This is a genomic window from Streptomyces odontomachi, assembly GCF_024435355.1.
Taxonomy (GTDB): Bacteria; Actinomycetota; Actinomycetes; order Streptomycetales; family Streptomycetaceae; genus Streptomyces; species Streptomyces odontomachi.
Map to the genome: position 1 here is coordinate 280579 of NZ_JAMJWG010000009.1, position 15626 is coordinate 296204.

Sequence of the window (15626 nt, forward strand, 5' to 3'; positions counted from 1 at the left end):
GGTTCGCAGCGGGTGCGTAGGTCACCCTCCTTTCGCGGCGCCGGGTGGCCGGATTGGGCGGCCGTATTCCTCCAGGGATTCCAGATCGTGTTCGGCGCAGAAGTACTTGCCAGGCGCTTTGGGTTCGGCGCAGTACTCGTTCCAGGGCATCCCGTAGGCGACCTGGTCGCCGCAGATCTGCCCGGCCGGGTCGGGCTCGGTTCGGGTCGTCTTCGCCACAGCTACCGCCCCTTCACGTTGCCGGGGGCCATGCGGATGATGCCGTCGGGCTCGTCGAGGGCAAGCCAGTCGTGATGCTCCTGGCAGAAGTACAGGCCGGGGGCCTTGCGCTCGCCACAGAACACGTTGCCGCTGTTCTCCCAGCCGCCAATTTGGATCTGGTAGCCGCAGATCTGACTCCGACGCGAGGGCTCGTGCCTGAGTTCCTTTCCCATGGTCAGCTCCACCTCCACGCCTGGCCGGCGCTGCTGGCGCTCCGGGCCGCGGCGGCGAGGGCGCGGGCGAGGTTGGCCCAGTCGCCGCGCATGAGCCGGTGACTGGCGGCGCGGTCGAGGAGGTCGGCGATGCGCCCGGCCTGACCCGGCTGCACGGTGAACGGATCACCAAAGGGCCGGTTGATAACGGGCGCCAGCTCGGCCCAGTCGCGCCCCGGAAGGACGTGGGCGAGCTGCTGCGCGAGGTTGGTGATGGTGCTACCGGAGCGCTGTTCCTGTCCGACCGGGAGATGAGAGATGGTCCAGCCCATCACTTCTCCCGCAGCGAGTACTTGGCGATGGTGACGGACGTAGCGGGCATGCCCCACTCCTTCGCGAACACACCGCGGATCGCGGTGAGCAGGACGCCTACGGTGGCTCCGGGCGGCGGGGTGTAGCTGCCGTCGATCTGCTGGGAGAGGTTAGATCCGTGTCCTGTCGGGCGGACGGCGGTGGCGCTCCACGCGTACCCGCTGGCGGTGAGCGGGGTCTTGGGGTTGGCGTAGTCGGACATGGTGTTCCTTTCAGCGGGTTGTGGGCTGGGGCAGCCCGAGGAGGTGGTAGGGGAAGGGCTCGTGCTCGATGCGCACCCCGAAGGAGCGGATCCAGTACCAGTGGAAAGGGAACGTCTCGGCGCCGAGCTGCATGAGGGCGACCGCCCGGTGGTGCCCGTCGCCGACGTACACGTCGTGGTGACGGTCGTCGATGCCGAGGGTGATCGGGATCGTGAGCCCGCCGTCCTGGATCTCAGCCTTGTACTGCTCGACGGTCTCGCGGTCCTGCTGCCGTCCGGCGAATCGGTGGTGGGCGTCGCGCCAACGCCGGTATTCGGTGGGCCGGATCTGCTGGTCGTTGAGGAGCGTCACCGGCATCTCGCCGCGGTATTTGCTCATGCCGCCACCGCGGTGCGGCTGAGCCGGTCGATGAAGCGGTTGCTGCGGGGCCTGCGCGGGTCGGCCAGGTCGTTTGCGGGGCAGTTGGTGAAGTCCGTGGCGATGAGCTGGCGGCCGAGGCGCTGCTCCAGGCAGCCGATGCAGAGGATTCCGGCGCCGACGGGCATGCCTGCGGCGGCCCAAACGGTGTCGTTGACCATGTAGTACTCGGTCCGGGCGGTCGCGGTCCGGCAGTCGCAGCAGGGCAGGTCCGGCCGCCACGTAGCCCCGTGGCGGAGGATGCGCAGGTGGATGCGCCCGCTGCACCTCCTTGTCGCTATCCAGCGGCTGGGGACCAGGTTCCCGGTGAACTCGAACGGGCCGTCGAAGAGGAGTCCGCCGAGCCGTTTGGATGCCCCGTCGGGCCGCACGGCATGCCAGCCGTCGCCGCGGTACTCGACCCGGAGAGCGGGGACGTCGGTCACAGCCCCTCCCGGGCGGCGAGCTGGGCGGCCTGGCCGAGGACGAGCGCGGCGTGCTGGGGTCCGCGGAGGCGCCGGTTCGCCTCGGGGATGCTGTGGCTGCCGCCGAGGGCCTGACGAAGAAGGCGCCGTGCTTCGCCTTCCTCGCGGTGGCTGCGGGCCTCGGCCTGGATGGCGGCGATGGGGCACATGCCGCCGCGGCCGTCGGTGACGGTGTCGCGGCTCCAGCCGCCCGGCTGCATGATCCGGCGTTGGGCCCGCTGGAGAAGGGTCGCGACGGGGGTGGTCGACTGGTCGGTCGGGGTGAGGCGGACGACGTTGGCGTAGTCGACGATCGTCTCCGCGTGGCGGCTGTTGACGTCGTGCTGGAGTCCGGCGGTCTGGAGCCGGACGGTCATGTCGGCGTCCCGGGCCGCGAGTCGGGCGGCCAGGTCCGGCGCTGGGGTGGCCCGCCGTCGTCTTGCGGCAGGCAGGGTGGTCGTGGTCACGTAGGGGTCCTCTCGTGCGTCTTCGGGCGTGCAGGGAGGGCCGGGGCGCCCCTGGAGCTGCCAGGCGGAGGGGGCGCCCCGGTTGGTCAGGCGATGCCGAGGACGTCCGGCATGTCCCACTGCCCCATCGCCCGGCCGAGGTCGACGAGCTCGCTGTTGTCGGCGGTGCGGGTCTCGTAGCGGGCGATGACCTCGCGCTGGATGCGCTCGCACATCTCGTCGTCGCCGCGCTCGCGGGCGGCGATGTAGTCGCGGACGGACTGGTGCTTGGTCTCCATGACCTTCTCTTTCTTGATCAGTGGGTGACGGGTGTGAGCGTCCAGGCGGTGACGGGATCGCCCTGGACGATCTGGCCCTTGATGGTTCGGATCTCGTATTCGTCCTGGAGCAGGTCCCACTTCGTGAGGCCCTGCGGCCAGAGGCGGCGGCGACGGAACGTCTCCTCGGCGTCGGCGTCGAGGTGGCGCACGGTCAGCTCGGTGTCGTACAGCGGGTCCTCAGTCCCACTGAAGGCGGCAGCCATCAGTGGAAGCGGCTGAAGCCGCGGCGTCGCCGGTCGCGGCCGGCGTCCCTGGACCACTTCTCCAGGCCGCGGATCCCCGCCTCGTCGAGGTCGTGGATCTCGTGCGAATCGACGGGTCCGGCGACCTGGGGGCCAGGGGTAGCCATGTGACGGACGCCCGCCGGTGCTTCCTCGTAGACGGGCCCGAAGCCGGCGCAGAGGGACTCGGCCGACATGTGCCCGGTCATCGGGTTGCCGGTGATCGGGCTGGACCAGTCGAAGGTATGGCTGGTGTAGAGCCGGGCGTCCTCGTAGGGGGCCAGGCGCCGGTCGGGGTGCTCGATCGTGTACACGGTGAGCGGACGGCCTCCGCGGGTCTGCTGCTTAACCCACTTCTGGAACTTCCTGCTGTCCTTCGGCTGCCAGGTCTGGCTCATGGTGATCGTCCTTTCGGTGTCAGGTGGTGGGGTGGCGGCGGCAGACGTTCGCGTGATCAGAGGCAGCGCGCTCGGTGGCGTCGTAGTCGACGAGGTCGGCCTGGGCCCTGTTGGACCAGCGGGTGATGTTGTTCCGGGCCTGGCAGCCGGTGCACTCGTACCAGGCGCCACGTCCGGCCAGTGCGGACAGCAAGCCGCCCGTGTGGAGGGTGACAGTGCCGCCTCCGGGGGTCGTGTAGCGGGCGGTGATCTTCGCCATGAGGGATCTCCTCTGAACCTGTTTTGTGACGGTTTGTTCGGATGGACATGTAGCGGTTTGCCCCGGACTGCACCCCGGACAGGTGGACGGGAGGGGTGGACGCGACCCGGGTCGCGTCCGGGTGTCGTCCGGGCGACAGTCCGGGGTAAAAGGGACTCTGTCCGGGTGGCTGTCCGGGGCAAAGGGTGCAAAACGCAGATGGTTAGTTGCCTTCGAGGAGGCTGAGCGCGTCGGCAATGTCCGTGCGGCGGTAGCCGTTCACGCGGTTCGTCTGACCCGGGATCGTGACCTTGACAGTGCCACCGGCGCCTGCCGCACGCAGCTGCTCGCCCAGCTCCTCGCCAGTGATTGCGCCGATGATCCGCGCCATCTCATCGAGCTGCGCCACATCGCGGCCAAGCCGATCCATGGCGACCAACGCCTGCCGACAGCAGCCGATCTGAAACTGCTGCTCCTTCGTGTGGTGCAGTACGTTCCGTCCCGGCACCCCGTCCCGCTTCGGGCCGCCGGCGGCCGACGACAGGCCGGTGGCGTTGAGGAGGTGCTTCTCGATCGGGTCCTCCCACTGCCAGGCGAGACGTCCCGCCCGCTCGCGGATCTTGGCGGCCTTCTCCAGCAGCATGGTGATCTCACCCCGCTCGTCCTCGTCGAGGTCGAAGGAGCGGGCCAAGTCAGTGACGCCAGCGAACGGGTTGACCAACCAGCCGAAGCCGGGCCGCGGCGGGTCGAACTTGGATGCGTCCCGGCCGGCGCCGGACTGCCCGGCACCGAGGATGGCGTTGGACTGGGTGGCGTTCTCGACACGCATGGCCCACCGGGCTCCGCAGTTCATCGCGAGCGCCTGCGGGATGACGTCGACCTCCGGGTACTGCGTGATCAGCACCAGCAGGATTCCCGCGCCAGCCGCGACCGCGGACAGCTCGATCAGCGCTTCGAGGATGTCGTCCCGCAGCGGTTTCCCGGGGCGGGTGTAGGTCGCCAACTCGTCGATGACGAGCACCTCCACCCCGCCGATCTGCTCGATCGCGACCGGCACGAGCTTGCTCTTGCCGAGCTTCCCAAGATCGCGCTCCCGGCGGTCCTTGTCGGCCAGAAGCGACTTCAGCAAGGCAAGGAGCCGCTCGGGACTGGGCTTGAAGTACGTGCTGGCCACGCCCGCCTTGGCGTAGGGGTCCCACTCGCCGTTGTTCTTGCCGGCCACGATGCGAAGGTTGATCCGCGGGTCGAACGCGGCGCCGACCACCAGATTGGAAGCTCCGACCCCCTTCCCGGAGCGGGTCATGCCAGCGATCACGTAGGACTGGTTGTTGATGGCCAAGCGAATGGCGACGCCGCGCTTGTTCCACGCAACCGGGACGCCATCCTTCCAAGCGTCGAGCTGGGCGGGCGTCTTGATGAGCGGGGACGGTCGGGTGTCCTCGAACGGGTCGCGGTCGGTGAGCCACAGAGACGTGCGGACCTCGGTTCCTGCCTTCTCAATGTCGACCATGGACACGTCGCGGCCGAGCGCGCCGGCGAGCTTGGGCAGTTTCTTCTTCAGCTCGGCGACGGTAGTGCGGGGAGGCAGGTCGAACACGACGGTGGTGTTGCCGTCCCCGTCCCGCTGGGGGACGGCGAGGATCTGGATCTGCTCGTGCGGCTTGACCTCGCCGATGTTTCGCAGCGCCTGGTCGAGTTCCTCAGCTGTGAGCGCTGGCGGGGGCGGCGCGTCGAACGCCCTCTGCACCGGCACCTGCGGCTCCGGAGCGGAGGTCTCGCTCGTCGCGGTCGTCTTCGCCATGTTCACCGGAGCGGCCAGGGGCTGCCCCGGCAGCGCGGGAGCAGGTGTGGGGACAGGCTGGCCGGGCGCGAAAGGGCGGGAGATCAGATACCAGCCGTAGCCGGCGGCCACCCCAAGGCCTCCGAGGATGGTGACGTTGCCGTGAAGGGCCATCGTCAGGGCGTGGCTGCCGGCGACGAACGTTCCGAGGCTTCCAGCGGCGGCGATGCCGGCTCGGGTGGCGCGTTTCATGTTTCGGGCCTTGACCAGGTCCCGGTTAGTGATGGGCCGCTCGGCCTGTGCGCGCAGGTGCCCGAGCTCCGTTTCCTTCGCCGCGATCTGCCCGGCCAGACCTGCGAGGTGGCCGGTGTCGACCGGACCTTCGCCTTCGGCGGCGTGCTTCGCCTGAGCCTTGGCGGTGGAGAAGCGGGCGTGGAGGCGTGCGATCTCGCGCTCCAGCTCGGTCTCGCGCGTGGCCTGCTGCCGGGCCCGGGTCTTGGTGACCTCGTCAAGGATGTCGCCCTCGTGGAGGTCTTTGGTGTCGAACCATTCACGGGCCCGGGCGCCGGCATTCTCGCGCTGCTGGGCGAAGGCGGCCCGCGCCTTGCCGAGCCGCTCACTGCCGGCGTCCGTGCTCTTCGTCGTGCCCTTGTCGGCCGCGTCTTCGGTGTTGTCGCAGGCGTCAGGCTTGTGCAGGTCGGTGGCCACTGGCCGGGTCCTTCCTTCCGTAATTGGGGTGGAGGCTTAGAGGCCGGTCCAGATGTTGCCGAGGCTGCTGCCGAGAGAGCCCCCCAGATTGGTGATCATGGGGCCGAAGACGGTGGGAGCCAGGTAGACGCCGAGTGCGATGAGGACGACCGCGTTGAGGGCGCGCACGGTGCCCTTCCTGATCCACGCGACGGCGATGACGGCCAGCCCGATGCCGATGGCGACGGTGATGCTGATCGCGCCAGCGCCGGCCTGGTTCTGGTACTGCTGCGGGTTGGTGCCCATCTGCTGGCCGGCGCCGCTGTAGTCGGGGACGGCGCCCGGACCGAGGTTCAGGTTGTCGTTGCCGCCGGCGGCGAGATTCTCAACGGTGGTGCGCTGGCTGGCGTCGGCCCGATAGCTGGCGTTCTCCATGCCGCGGATGTGCATCGTGCGTCCGTCGGGCAGGGTGACGGTCGCGCCGGCCGCACGGTCGACGGCGGCCTGGACCTCGGCGGCTTGCGCGGGCTCCGCGGAGATGGTGCCGAGCGTGGCGGCGCCACCGAGGAGAGCGATGGCGGCACTGCCGGAGAGGGCGATCCGCTGGATGATACGGCGAGTGCTGGACGTGTTCATGAGGGTCCTCCAGGAGGGGGCAGGTGGGGTGGGTCAGACTTCGTTCGTGGCGGGGGAAGCGGCCTGCTCCAAGGCGGCCTGCTTCTTCGCAGCGGCGCTGTATGGCGGGGTGTCGCCGGGGGTGCGGCGGGGCGGCGTCCCCCCGTTGAAGCGGCGCTTGTCGACCGCGTTCGGGTCCCTCTTCGGGCGGGGGGCCTTTTGGGATTCGACCAGCGAGAAGTCACCGATTATCGGAACGTCTGTGGCGACCTTCATGCGGGCCTGTGCGGCGCGACTCGTGGACTCCAGCGCGGGGTCGACGCCGACCACCTTGGAGCCGGTGACTCGGTACCAGGCTTCCGCCCAGATCTGCTCGGTGACGTACTGCGAGCCGCGCGCGGAACGGAGTGAATCGGCGACCGCCCACACCTCCGGGTGGTCCTGCTTCCGGTCCGCATCCTTGCGTGCCTGCTCCTCCGCGGCCCGGAGTCGTGCCGTGTCCTCGTCGGCCTTCTTCTTCGCTGCGGCAGCTGCCTTGTCGGCCGCATCCTTCGCCTGCTGGGCCTCCTCGGCTTTCCGCTTCTTCTCCTCCGCCCGCCGCTCTCTGAAGGAGGGGACACCGTCGGCCTTCTGGGCGATGCCGTGCTCGTAGGCCATGAGAACGATCGGACCGCCGAGGGAGGCGATGGTGCCGATCAGGCCGGCGTTGAAGCCGATCCGCTCGTCGGACAGGCCTCCGTACATGTTGATGCCGGCGGCGATGAGGGCGCCGAACATGATGCCGATCCGGTAGGGCAGGACGTCTCGCCGGTGGGCCACAGCCCAGGCGGCGCCAGCCGCGAGGACCAGGGCGAGGCCTTCGAGGAGCGCCGGCGCTGCAATGAGGAACGGACGTGCCTTGTCCCAAAAGTGCAGGAACTGCACCGGGGCGGCGATGATCAGGCCGACGATGTAAATGCCTCGGGCGCCCCACTTCCAGAGGTTCTCGCTGCGCTGCTGCTCGGCGGCGGCTGCGGCTTCCTGCTCGGCCTCCTCGGCTTCCGCCTTCTCGGCTTTCCGTGCGGCGGCGTTCTCCTCGGCGGTCTTCCGGTTCTGCTCGGCCACGTACCGGTCGTGGGAGACGCGGTCCTTCTCCAGTTTCATGCGGGCGCGCACGTTGGCGATGCGCAGCCGCTCAGCCTCCTCGGTGGCCGTGATCTTCGCGGCGTCTGCCTTGCCCTGCGCCTCGAGCTCCAGCGCACGAGCCTCGGCGGCGGCGCGCTCGCGGATCGCCTCCGCCTCGGCCAGCGCCACCGGGTCGAACCGGGGCTCGGGCGAGGTCATCGGCGTTCCGTTGACCTTCTCGACGGAGGTGGTGGTCACGGACTATCTCCTTCCTGGCGTGGGTGGTGGTGGGTGGGGGTGGTGCTGGCCGGATCTCCAGGGCGCACGTGCGGGACGCGCGCCGAGGGCTACCGGTCAGGCCTTCCGCAGCTGCTCGGCGTAGTAGCCGGGGTAGCCAAGGACGATCTCCTTGACCCGGCCGAAGATGCCCTTCACGGGCATCAGCCCGCCGGACAGGGCGCCGTCATCGACGACCGTGCCGGTGCGACCCTCCGTCCCGGGGAAGTCGCCGCCGTCGACCACGACGACTCGGTCTCCTGCCTTGAACTGGCCCATCAGGGCCTCCTCTCGATCTCTGCTGGTGGTGTGCTGGTCAGTTGCATGCGGGGCAGTCGGGGTTGTCGCAGGTCTCGATCCGGCCGATCCCCAGCGCCCCGGACACCCGGTTCGCGATCCGACCGCCACGCTCGCCAGCGACCGTCCTGCCGGCCTGCTGCATGCGCCGGCACACGTACTCCCGGCGCGACATGTCCTCGGGCCTCTGACGGGCCATGTGGTGTTCCTTTCTGGTTCGGGTCTGTCCCGGCTCCCCTTGGCGTCCGGCCGGGCCGGACGCCGCGGGCAGCCGTCAGGCCGCGGCGGGGGTGTCGAGTCCGCGCAGCTCGTCCATGAGCCGCGGCCCGTCGGTGTGGGCGGCGTCGTACTCGACCGCGCCGAGCAGCACGTCGGTGACGCGCTGGGCATCGCCGCTGCTGCGGGCCGCCCGGTATTCGTTCAGGAAGGCGATACGGGTCTGTTCGCGCATGACGGGGTCCCCTCTCAGGGGTGAAGTGGGCGTGGGGTGCCGCGGCCACGGCGTGGCGGGGGATGGTGGTGCCGCGACCGCGGCGGAACGGGGGTTAGTGGTGGAGCTGCTTGTCGAGGCGGGCCCGCACGTCGGGGGCGTCCTCGTAGTCGAGGCGGCAGGCCTTGACGGTGGCCGGCTCAGCCATGACCGCCGACTGCCGCGGCTTCAGGTCCGGCTCCACGGGAGCGGGCTTCGACCACTGGAAGATGTCCACGGTCACCACCCCTCCGGCAGTCGCGGCTGGCGGGTCTTCGCGGCTGCCGACTCGAACGCGTGCCGAGCGGTCCGCCGGTACTCGCCGTTGAAGTCGGTCGAGCGCATCGGCGCGACCTCCATCAGGTAGCGCACCGCCCGCTCACCACGGCGCTGCTCCTGCCGCGCGAATCCCATACGGGTACGGGATCGGACCCAGCCGAGAGCCACGTCCATGAACGGGTCACTGTCACCCTGGTACGGGGTCGGGGTGGCCATCACGCACCCCCCGACCCGGGCAGTGCCCGGCAGGAAGCCGCGTGCTCGGCAGCCCACGTCTTGCAGGTCGGCCACTTGGACTCGGCCGCCTGGCAGCCGTGACAGCGAGCGAAGGTGTAGCCGTCCGCTTCCTCAACCACGTCGACCGTGAGCTCGTGGCGGCCCGTGATCTCAGCGGCGAGCGTCAGGTGCCGGGCCAATACGTTGCGGATCCCCATCACGCCACCACCCTCAGCGCGTAGCCGGCGACGCCCTTCGGCATCTGCGGCGTCTGCTGGGTGACGTGACCTCGGAGCCGGATCCGGGATCCGATCTCGGGATGCCGGCCGGCGACGTGGTCGGCAGGGACGACGACGCTCACCGTGGCGCCGTTCCGGTCCGACAGGACCATGCGGACTCGGCCCGGGAACCGCTTCAGGCCGGTCACCGTGGCGGTGACGTCGACCCGTGCGTCGACCGGCACCTTGGCCAGCGGCACCGGGTCACCAGCGCCGAGCCCGCGGTCGTAGTCGACCAGGAAGTCGCCAGACTGGCGGACGTGCGACGCGGAGGCGTGGGCGGCGACGTCCGCGGCGGAGATGGTGTCGGTCATGCCGCCACCGCCAGCTCCGTCATGGCGAAGCTGTCCGGCAGAGCCGGCAGATTCACGTCGAAGACCTGACCCAGCAGGGCGCGGGCCACGGTGTCGCGCTCGACCTCGTCGCGACCGGATGGCATCGACAGGACGATCTGCCCGTCCGACGCCTTCACGACCGCGCCGAAAAACTCGGCGTCGGTGATCGACGAGTCGAAGAGGATGACGCCGGTCTCGTCGAGGAGCTCCGGAAGCGGAGCCGACAGCAGACGGGCGGGAGAAGGGTGATGGTTGGCGCGCTCGACGGCGCGCATGACAGCATTACTCATGCCGGCTCCTTGGTCGCATCAAGGCGGTCGGTGAATAGGCCTCGTCTCGGTGTGTGGAAGCCCGAGGCGAGGTCTTTTGCTTGAGCCCACAAAAGAGCTGGTGGAAGGCAACTCCCTGGTGGACGTCCACCACCATAGCCATGCCTATGGACTGGTGGCAACCCACCATGCGAGTATTTCGCCATGCCCCATGGAGTCCACCGAAACCCGAACCGCACGTACAGACCCGACCCGGAACTGGACGAGCTGGCAAAGCGTGCCGTCAAGGTGTTGGGCGTCGACATGAACGGCCACATCTTGGCGTTCCTTCGGTGGCTCACACACGAGACTGACGAGCTCCCGACACGCCCCCCCAAGTCCTTCAGATCGGAATCAGCGTCAACAGCGAAGGTAGACACCGGCACCCCCTCTCGCTCAGCGGCGGGCCCTTCCCGCCGCTGAGACCACGAGACCGCGGGGCCTGGGTGTGACGGCAGGCTGATCAGTGGTCACTCACAGCTCACTCACAATCACAGGGGGAACCCGATGTCCGACGCAGCGGCGGCGTTCATCGCCGAGCTGAAACGCTGGCGCGACGTGCGCGGCTTCTCGCAGACGGCGCTGGCCAAGGCGGTCGGATACACGCCCTCCTACGTCTCCAAGGTCGAGAGCGGGCAGCAGCGCCCCTCCATGGAGTTCGCCGCCGAAGCCGACACGCAACTCCAGGCCGGCGGCGCCATCCGGCGAGCGTTCCGAGAGCTGATGGCCGAGGGGCAGGAGGCCTCACCCTCGCGGCCTTCCGTACCCGCGGACCAGCACACGACGAGCCTGATCGTCGAGCACGAGGACACCTCGCTGCACTACGACGGTCACGTGTACCGCGCGACGCAGCGGCGGCGGATCTACAACGACAGCGCCGACCCGATCACCCAGTACCTGATCCGGATTTCGGTCGACCGCCACCCCGGCGACCCGGAGCGGTCGAACCAGCTCTACCGGGCCAACCCGCTCACGTGGGAAGAGATCGACCTGAGCGCCAGCGTCGGCGACGAGCCGATCACCTGGCAGGTGCGCTACGACCGCGACGCGTTCAAGGAACTCTGGTTGCTGTTCGAGAACGACGAGGGTCGGTACCCGCTGTATCCCGGCGAGTCGGCGTGGCTGGAGTACAGCTACACCGTCAGCGACGAGAAGTGGGGGACCTGGTTCCAGCGGGCGGTCCGCCTGCCGACGAAGCGGCTCAGCGTCGCGCTCGACTTCCCTGCCGAGCTCGCGCCGACCGTGTGGGGCACCGAGACCACGATGACGGCCATGGGCGGCCCGTTCCGGAACCCGATCCAGGCGACGACGACCGGCGACCGCCGGGTGTTCTCCTGGAGTACGGACGATCCACCCCTTCACGCCCGATATAGGCTCGAATGGAAATTCCGCCATCAATCGACCAAGGAGACCACGCTGACCCCTACCGCTGACACGGCCAGCGCCAGAATGCAGAGCGTCGGCATCGTCCAGGAGGGCGACCCGATTCTCACTTCGCCGGCCCGTTTGTTCTCGCTCCCGGACGAGGCCGAGGACGCGCGCCGCGTCGTCGCCGAGCTCCACTCCGCGGCGGACCGTGCCGCCACCCAGCACCCGTTCGGTAAGGGCATGGGCATCGCGGCCCCGCAGATCGGCATCAACCGCGCCGCCGCCATCGTCCGAACACCGGAGGGTGAGGCCATCACGCTGTTCAACCCGCGCATCATCGAGGAGTCCGGCGACTTCGACGAGCAGTATGAGGGCTGCCTGTCTTTCTTCGACGTCCGCGGGATGGTGCCGCGCCCGCTGGCCATCAGCGTCGAGCACACCGACATCGACGGCCACCAGCAGATCACGATCTTCGAGCGCGGCCATGCACGGCTCGTCGCCCACGAGGTCGACCACCTGCATGGGTTGCTGTACCGGGCCAAGATGCGGCCTGGCGTCGAGCCGATCCCCGTGTCCGAGTACCGCGGCACCGGTAGTCAGTGGAGCTACGAGAGCCGACGTTCGTGAAGTTGCCGGCAGTCTCTGCAGCCGTCATCGTTCGCGCCGGCCGCGTCCTACTGATCCGTCGCGCCCGCGCTGAGGGTGACCTGATCTGGCAATTCCCGGCGGGCAAGGTGGAGCCCGGCGAGGCGGTCGCGGAGGCAGCTGTCCGGGAGACACGCGAAGAGACCGGGCTCAAGGTCGAGGCCGTGTCGCTGATCGGCCAACGCGTGCACCCGAAGACCGGCCGCGAGATGCACTACACGGCCTGTCGAGTCATCGATGGCAAGGCGCACGCCGCTGCCGCCGACGAAGTGGATGCCGTCGCCTGGGTCACGCTCGCCGAGATCTCGGAGAAGGTGCCCTACGGTCTGTTCGGGCCGGTGCAGGAGTACCTGGACAACACCTTGGCGTGACATGACAGCGCCCCTGCACCCCGACGGTCGGGTGCAGGGGCGCTGTCATGTCACGGCACTCTGACGCCGCATCAAGCAAATTGTTCACGCCAGTAAATCCGATTAAGCAATTAACGGCTAGAGGTTCCCTATCCGTAGTCGTTCAGTTTGTAGGATCAGCATCCTGTTCCGTCTTTTGGGTGTCGGGCATCTGATCCAAGGGTGATCTACACTGTCGTTTGCACTGGTCAACAGAACGGCCGGGCAACTACTGCTGCCCGGCCGCTTTGGCCGCGAGGTACCAGCTCGCAACCAGTTGAGCCCCCTGATGAAATAGGACTCTGTATGCAGTGTAGCCATCCCGTATTACGGCCTCCGCGGATCTCTGCCGCGATACTCATGTCCGCCCCGCTCCCGGAGTTGCTGGCCAAGGTGGGAGTGACGATCCGAATCGCGCCTCCCGGAGAAGGCGTGATCGGCATGCTGAAACGGGAGGCCAGCGAGACCATGATCTGGCTGGCCAGCGGATGGGACGAGGCCGCGCGGGACACGATCGCCCGCTACCTCATCGCGCGCCTCCTCGACATCACCCTGCCGCCGCTGCCGGCCGAGTTGGAGATCACCGAACTGTAGTTGTCACGAACCGGCCGGGATCCGCATGTTCCCGGCCGGTTCGTGGCGTTCACCGTGCGGGCGGGCCACTGTCGTCGGGAGGATGTCCGGTCTACCGAGGGGGTGGGAGATGGGGCAAGCATGCCCTCGATGTAAGGAGCTTTCGCAGCCGCTTCGTAGGTACTGGGAAAACTTGGCTCCGGGTTCGGAATCGAAGGCGAGATGGGCACCGCCACCGGAAGGAACGCTGAATTGGATCCCAGCCGTGGCGTGTGCGGCGGTCGCACTACTACTGCTGGTAAACGGATCGATCCTTTTTGGACTGCTCGCCTTGGTGGCTACCGGAGTAGTCAGTTTCCATGCCTACCAGTCCTACTCGTCCGCCCAAGCCAAGCTGCAAGCGTGGAGGGAGGCGCGCTACTGCCAGGTATGCGATCAGGACTTCCCGCCGGATGCTGCGCTGGTCGTTTGAGCTGGCCGCACGCCCCCGCACCGTCGTCCGGTGCGGGGGACTTAGTCGTGCCGCGTCGCTGCCGCAGTCTCGGATGCCTGCGGTCTGAGAATCCCCGCGTGTGCGGGGCGGCCTCGGCGCACTTGGCGATGCCGCCGGCACCTCCGCGCTACCCCCGCGTATGCGGGGCGTGATGGAGGATCCTACCCGAGGTGCGTGGTGCCTGGCTGATCAGGAGCACTGCGACAGTCTGCGCGACGGCGAGGCTGCGGGTGACAGCGTCGTCGATGCCGTAGGGCTCGGTGGCGCCGTAGGGGTCTTCGCAGGCGGCGAGGATGGCGCGATCGAATTCGTCGCGGGCCTGCCCGGGGGGCCTACGCCGCGGCGCGCCTTTCAGCGAGTGGCAGTTCGAGCAGCTCGGCATGCCCGTATTGGGTCTCGCACCCCGGACAGCGAGCCCCGGTGGTGTCGAGGGTGATCCGCAGGACGTGGCCGCACCCGCACTGCACCGGGACGCGGCGGGGCGCCGGCTCGCCGGACAGCTGCCCCTCGCACTGGCGCCGCAGCGTGGCGACCTCTCGAGCGAACTCGTCCACGGCCTCGTGCTGCTCGGCGGCCCACGGCAGAAGAACCCGCAGCCGTGCGACGGCCTGGTCGAGCTGGCCCTGCAGGGTGCCCTCCCACCGCGGGTGCCGGTAGGCCAGCCGCTCATGGAAGTCGATCAGCCATGTCTGGAGCACGGTGACGACGCCCCCGCGGGCCTGGAGGCTCAGCGGCTCCAGCCGGACCGGGAGCGGCGCGGTGCGGCTCCCGGAGACAGCCGGGCCGTCGGCGCCCCGGCCGGGAGCGAGAACGAGGCTCAGGCGGGCGTACAGACCCTCGGGCCCGGCGAGCGTCCGCAGGTCGCGGTCGATGCGTTCGGTGCACAGGCGGCAGGCGTAGGCGGCGAGTTCGTCCTGCCACAGCGCGCGGTGGCAGATGGTGCAGGCGGGCGTCAGGGCGTCGGTCACGGCGTGCTCCTTGCTGGTGCGTGCGGGTGCTGGGGTGGCGGCCCGGGCGGGGCGGGCCGCCGGGGTCAGGCCGTGGGGGTGTCGTAGCGGGTGGTCCAGTAGCGCCGGTCGGCGGCGGCCGTCTCGGCCGGGGTCTCGTCGGCGGGCGCTGGCCTGTCGAGGAGGCGGAGGACGGTTTCGCGGGTGCGGATGCCGTCGTCGTCGGTGGTCTCGGCGTACTCGCGGATCGCGGCGAGCGTGGCCTCCAGGTGCCGGATGAGGGCCACCGCGGTGCCAGCGAGCTCCGGCCCGATGGCGCGCACCACGGCGTCGGCGATGTCGTCGGGGTATCGGGCTGGGGTGTCACGGATGGCCTGGGTGACGCGCCGCCGGAGCGCGGCCGACTCAGCGCCGGGAGCGTCCGGGCCATCGAGAGGCGCTACGCGGGCCCCTGAGGCCCGTTCAGGCGCCTGATGCTCCTGGGGGACTCGCGACGCCTCAAAGGCGCTCAGAGGCGAACGTGAGCATCTTTGTGAGCCCTGTCGCGCGATGTCGCCAGATGCAGCGACAACACCCTGCCTCTCGAATGCGGCGATATCGCCTATCGCGGGCAAGTCGACGTCGGCCGCCCGAATCAGCCCCCGGCACAGGGCGATCGCGACCAGGTGCGCGCGGGAGCGGGCCCCGACCGTGCGGGCCATCTGGTTGAGCCTCTGGTGGATCGCGGACTCTGTCGCGCCGAGCCGGGCCGCGATCTGGCGGCTGGAGTAGCCCGACGCCGCCAGCCGCAGCGCAGCCAACTGCTCCGGGGCCAGCGGGCCCTCGAGGATGCGGTGTCTCACGACTGCCTCCGCTTCGGCCTGCCGGTCGTGTCGACGAGCCCGTCGGCGGTGGCGAGCATCCGCATGGCCCGGGCCAACACGTCCTCGTAGCGCTCGCCCGGGTACAGGCGCAGCAGGACGACGGTCTGCGGGGCCAGCAGCACCCGCATCGGGCGGGGCAGCACGGGCGCGGGGGTCTCGGTCATGGCTTCTCCATTCGGTGGGTGGTTGGGCGCGCCCCGGGGCGGTCGAGG

At 69.3% G+C, this 15626-nt stretch carries 28 protein-coding genes; 3 read left to right on the plus strand and 25 right to left on the minus strand.

The genetic code is table 11. The features are described from left to right. Nucleotides 1-21: 21 nt before the first annotated feature. From NQO67_RS20685 to NQO67_RS20790, 22 genes are all read right to left on the minus strand, one after another. The gene (locus NQO67_RS20685) at nt 22-219 is read right to left on the minus strand and encodes a hypothetical protein (RefSeq protein WP_255951559.1); all 198 of its coding nucleotides are present in this window, start codon (nt 217-219) and stop codon (nt 22-24) included. Between the two features lie 2 nt (nt 220-221). Next, nucleotides 222-434 carry a hypothetical protein gene (locus NQO67_RS20690; RefSeq protein ID WP_255951562.1) on the minus strand — a complete coding sequence of 71 codons (213 nt, stop codon included), beginning with the start codon at nt 432-434 and terminating at the stop codon, nt 222-224. 2 nt (nt 435-436) lie between these two features. Further along, nucleotides 437-745 (minus strand): DUF7739 domain-containing protein, encoded by a 309-nt coding sequence (locus NQO67_RS20695; protein WP_255951563.1) that lies wholly within the window; start codon nt 743-745, stop codon nt 437-439. After that, nucleotides 745-987, minus strand: a complete 243-nt coding sequence (locus tag NQO67_RS20700; protein WP_255951564.1) for a hypothetical protein — start codon at nt 985-987, stop codon at nt 745-747. Before NQO67_RS20700 ends, NQO67_RS20695 begins: the two co-directional genes overlap by 1 nt. A 10-nt stretch (nt 988-997) precedes the next feature. Further along, complete coding sequence (locus NQO67_RS20705; protein ID WP_255951565.1) at nt 998-1366, minus strand: ParB N-terminal domain-containing protein; 369 nt, start codon at nt 1364-1366, stop codon at nt 998-1000. After that, on the minus strand, nt 1363-1830 hold the full coding sequence (locus NQO67_RS20710; RefSeq protein ID WP_255951566.1) for a hypothetical protein: 468 nt from the start codon (nt 1828-1830) through the stop codon (nt 1363-1365). The genes NQO67_RS20705 and NQO67_RS20710 overlap by 4 nt, the downstream gene beginning before the upstream one ends. Then, nucleotides 1827-2315, minus strand: a complete 489-nt coding sequence (locus NQO67_RS20715) for a hypothetical protein (RefSeq protein WP_255951567.1) — start codon at nt 2313-2315, stop codon at nt 1827-1829. The genes NQO67_RS20710 and NQO67_RS20715 overlap by 4 nt, the downstream gene beginning before the upstream one ends. 86 nt (nt 2316-2401) lie before the next feature. Beyond that, the gene (locus NQO67_RS20720; RefSeq protein ID WP_255951568.1) at nt 2402-2593 is read right to left on the minus strand and encodes a hypothetical protein; all 192 of its coding nucleotides are present in this window, start codon (nt 2591-2593) and stop codon (nt 2402-2404) included. Nucleotides 2594-2610: 17 nt separating this feature from the next. Further along, nucleotides 2611-2838 carry a hypothetical protein gene (locus NQO67_RS20725; protein WP_255951569.1) on the minus strand — a complete coding sequence of 76 codons (228 nt, stop codon included), beginning with the start codon at nt 2836-2838 and terminating at the stop codon, nt 2611-2613. Then, nucleotides 2838-3254, minus strand: coding sequence for a hypothetical protein (locus NQO67_RS20730; RefSeq protein WP_255951570.1), 417 nt, complete (start codon nt 3252-3254; stop codon nt 2838-2840). The genes NQO67_RS20725 and NQO67_RS20730 overlap by 1 nt, the downstream gene beginning before the upstream one ends. Nucleotides 3255-3273: 19 nt before the next feature. After that, entirely contained in the window at nt 3274-3513 is a 240-nt protein-coding gene (locus tag NQO67_RS20735) for a hypothetical protein (RefSeq protein ID WP_255951571.1), read from the minus strand. A 202-nt stretch (nt 3514-3715) separates the two neighbouring features. Beyond that, the gene (locus tag NQO67_RS20740; RefSeq protein WP_255951572.1) at nt 3716-5980 is read right to left on the minus strand and encodes a hypothetical protein; all 2265 of its coding nucleotides are present in this window, start codon (nt 5978-5980) and stop codon (nt 3716-3718) included. A gap of 36 nt (nt 5981-6016) precedes the next feature. Next, the gene (locus NQO67_RS20745; RefSeq protein WP_255951573.1) at nt 6017-6595 is read right to left on the minus strand and encodes a hypothetical protein; all 579 of its coding nucleotides are present in this window, start codon (nt 6593-6595) and stop codon (nt 6017-6019) included. A gap of 33 nt (nt 6596-6628) precedes the next feature. Beyond that, the gene (locus NQO67_RS20750; RefSeq protein WP_255951574.1) at nt 6629-7936 is read right to left on the minus strand and encodes a hypothetical protein; all 1308 of its coding nucleotides are present in this window, start codon (nt 7934-7936) and stop codon (nt 6629-6631) included. 96 nt (nt 7937-8032) lie between these two features. Next, a complete protein-coding gene (locus NQO67_RS20755; RefSeq protein ID WP_255951575.1) occupies nt 8033-8233 on the minus strand; it encodes a hypothetical protein in 201 nt (66 codons plus the stop codon). 37 nt (nt 8234-8270) lie between these two features. Beyond that, nucleotides 8271-8450, minus strand: coding sequence for a hypothetical protein (locus NQO67_RS20760; protein WP_255951576.1), 180 nt, complete (start codon nt 8448-8450; stop codon nt 8271-8273). Nucleotides 8451-8525: 75 nt separating this feature from the next. Then, nucleotides 8526-8702 (minus strand): hypothetical protein, encoded by a 177-nt coding sequence (locus tag NQO67_RS20765; RefSeq protein ID WP_255951577.1) that lies wholly within the window; start codon nt 8700-8702, stop codon nt 8526-8528. 94 nt (nt 8703-8796) lie between these two features. Further along, nucleotides 8797-8964 carry a hypothetical protein gene (locus NQO67_RS20770; RefSeq protein WP_255951578.1) on the minus strand — a complete coding sequence of 56 codons (168 nt, stop codon included), beginning with the start codon at nt 8962-8964 and terminating at the stop codon, nt 8797-8799. Beyond that, nucleotides 8961-9215, minus strand: a complete 255-nt coding sequence (locus NQO67_RS20775; RefSeq protein WP_255951579.1) for a hypothetical protein — start codon at nt 9213-9215, stop codon at nt 8961-8963. Before NQO67_RS20775 ends, NQO67_RS20770 begins: the two co-directional genes overlap by 4 nt. Continuing rightward, the gene (locus NQO67_RS20780; RefSeq protein WP_255951580.1) at nt 9215-9433 is read right to left on the minus strand and encodes a hypothetical protein; all 219 of its coding nucleotides are present in this window, start codon (nt 9431-9433) and stop codon (nt 9215-9217) included. Before NQO67_RS20780 ends, NQO67_RS20775 begins: the two co-directional genes overlap by 1 nt. Continuing rightward, a complete protein-coding gene (locus NQO67_RS20785; RefSeq protein WP_255951581.1) occupies nt 9433-9807 on the minus strand; it encodes a hypothetical protein in 375 nt (124 codons plus the stop codon). The genes NQO67_RS20780 and NQO67_RS20785 overlap by 1 nt, the downstream gene beginning before the upstream one ends. Next, nucleotides 9804-10118 (minus strand): hypothetical protein, encoded by a 315-nt coding sequence (locus NQO67_RS20790; RefSeq protein WP_255951582.1) that lies wholly within the window; start codon nt 10116-10118, stop codon nt 9804-9806. The genes NQO67_RS20785 and NQO67_RS20790 overlap by 4 nt, the downstream gene beginning before the upstream one ends. Before the next feature lie 525 nt (nt 10119-10643). Between NQO67_RS20790 and NQO67_RS20795 the strand changes: the two genes are divergently transcribed. The 3 genes from NQO67_RS20795 to NQO67_RS20805 all read left to right on the plus strand — a co-directional run bounded on the left by NQO67_RS20795 (nt 10644) and on the right by NQO67_RS20805 (nt 13132). Beyond that, nucleotides 10644-12131 carry a peptide deformylase gene (locus NQO67_RS20795; RefSeq protein ID WP_255951583.1) on the plus strand — a complete coding sequence of 496 codons (1488 nt, stop codon included), beginning with the start codon at nt 10644-10646 and terminating at the stop codon, nt 12129-12131. After that, nucleotides 12128-12520, plus strand: a complete 393-nt coding sequence (locus NQO67_RS20800; protein WP_255951584.1) for an NUDIX hydrolase — start codon at nt 12128-12130, stop codon at nt 12518-12520. The genes NQO67_RS20795 and NQO67_RS20800 overlap by 4 nt, the downstream gene beginning before the upstream one ends. Before the next feature lie 378 nt (nt 12521-12898). After that, nucleotides 12899-13132 carry a hypothetical protein gene (locus tag NQO67_RS20805; RefSeq protein WP_255951585.1) on the plus strand — a complete coding sequence of 78 codons (234 nt, stop codon included), beginning with the start codon at nt 12899-12901 and terminating at the stop codon, nt 13130-13132. Nucleotides 13133-13936: 804 nt separating this feature from the next. On the opposite strand, the gene NQO67_RS20810 is transcribed toward NQO67_RS20805, so the two are convergent. From NQO67_RS20810 to NQO67_RS20820, 3 genes are all read right to left on the minus strand, one after another. Beyond that, complete coding sequence (locus NQO67_RS20810) at nt 13937-14572, minus strand: hypothetical protein (RefSeq protein ID WP_255951586.1); 636 nt, start codon at nt 14570-14572, stop codon at nt 13937-13939. 65 nt (nt 14573-14637) lie between these two features. Next, nucleotides 14638-15393 (minus strand): helix-turn-helix domain-containing protein, encoded by a 756-nt coding sequence (locus NQO67_RS20815; RefSeq protein WP_255951587.1) that lies wholly within the window; start codon nt 15391-15393, stop codon nt 14638-14640. Continuing rightward, on the minus strand, nt 15390-15578 hold the full coding sequence (locus NQO67_RS20820) for a hypothetical protein (RefSeq protein ID WP_255951588.1): 189 nt from the start codon (nt 15576-15578) through the stop codon (nt 15390-15392). Before NQO67_RS20820 ends, NQO67_RS20815 begins: the two co-directional genes overlap by 4 nt. Nucleotides 15579-15626 lie beyond the last annotated feature (48 nt).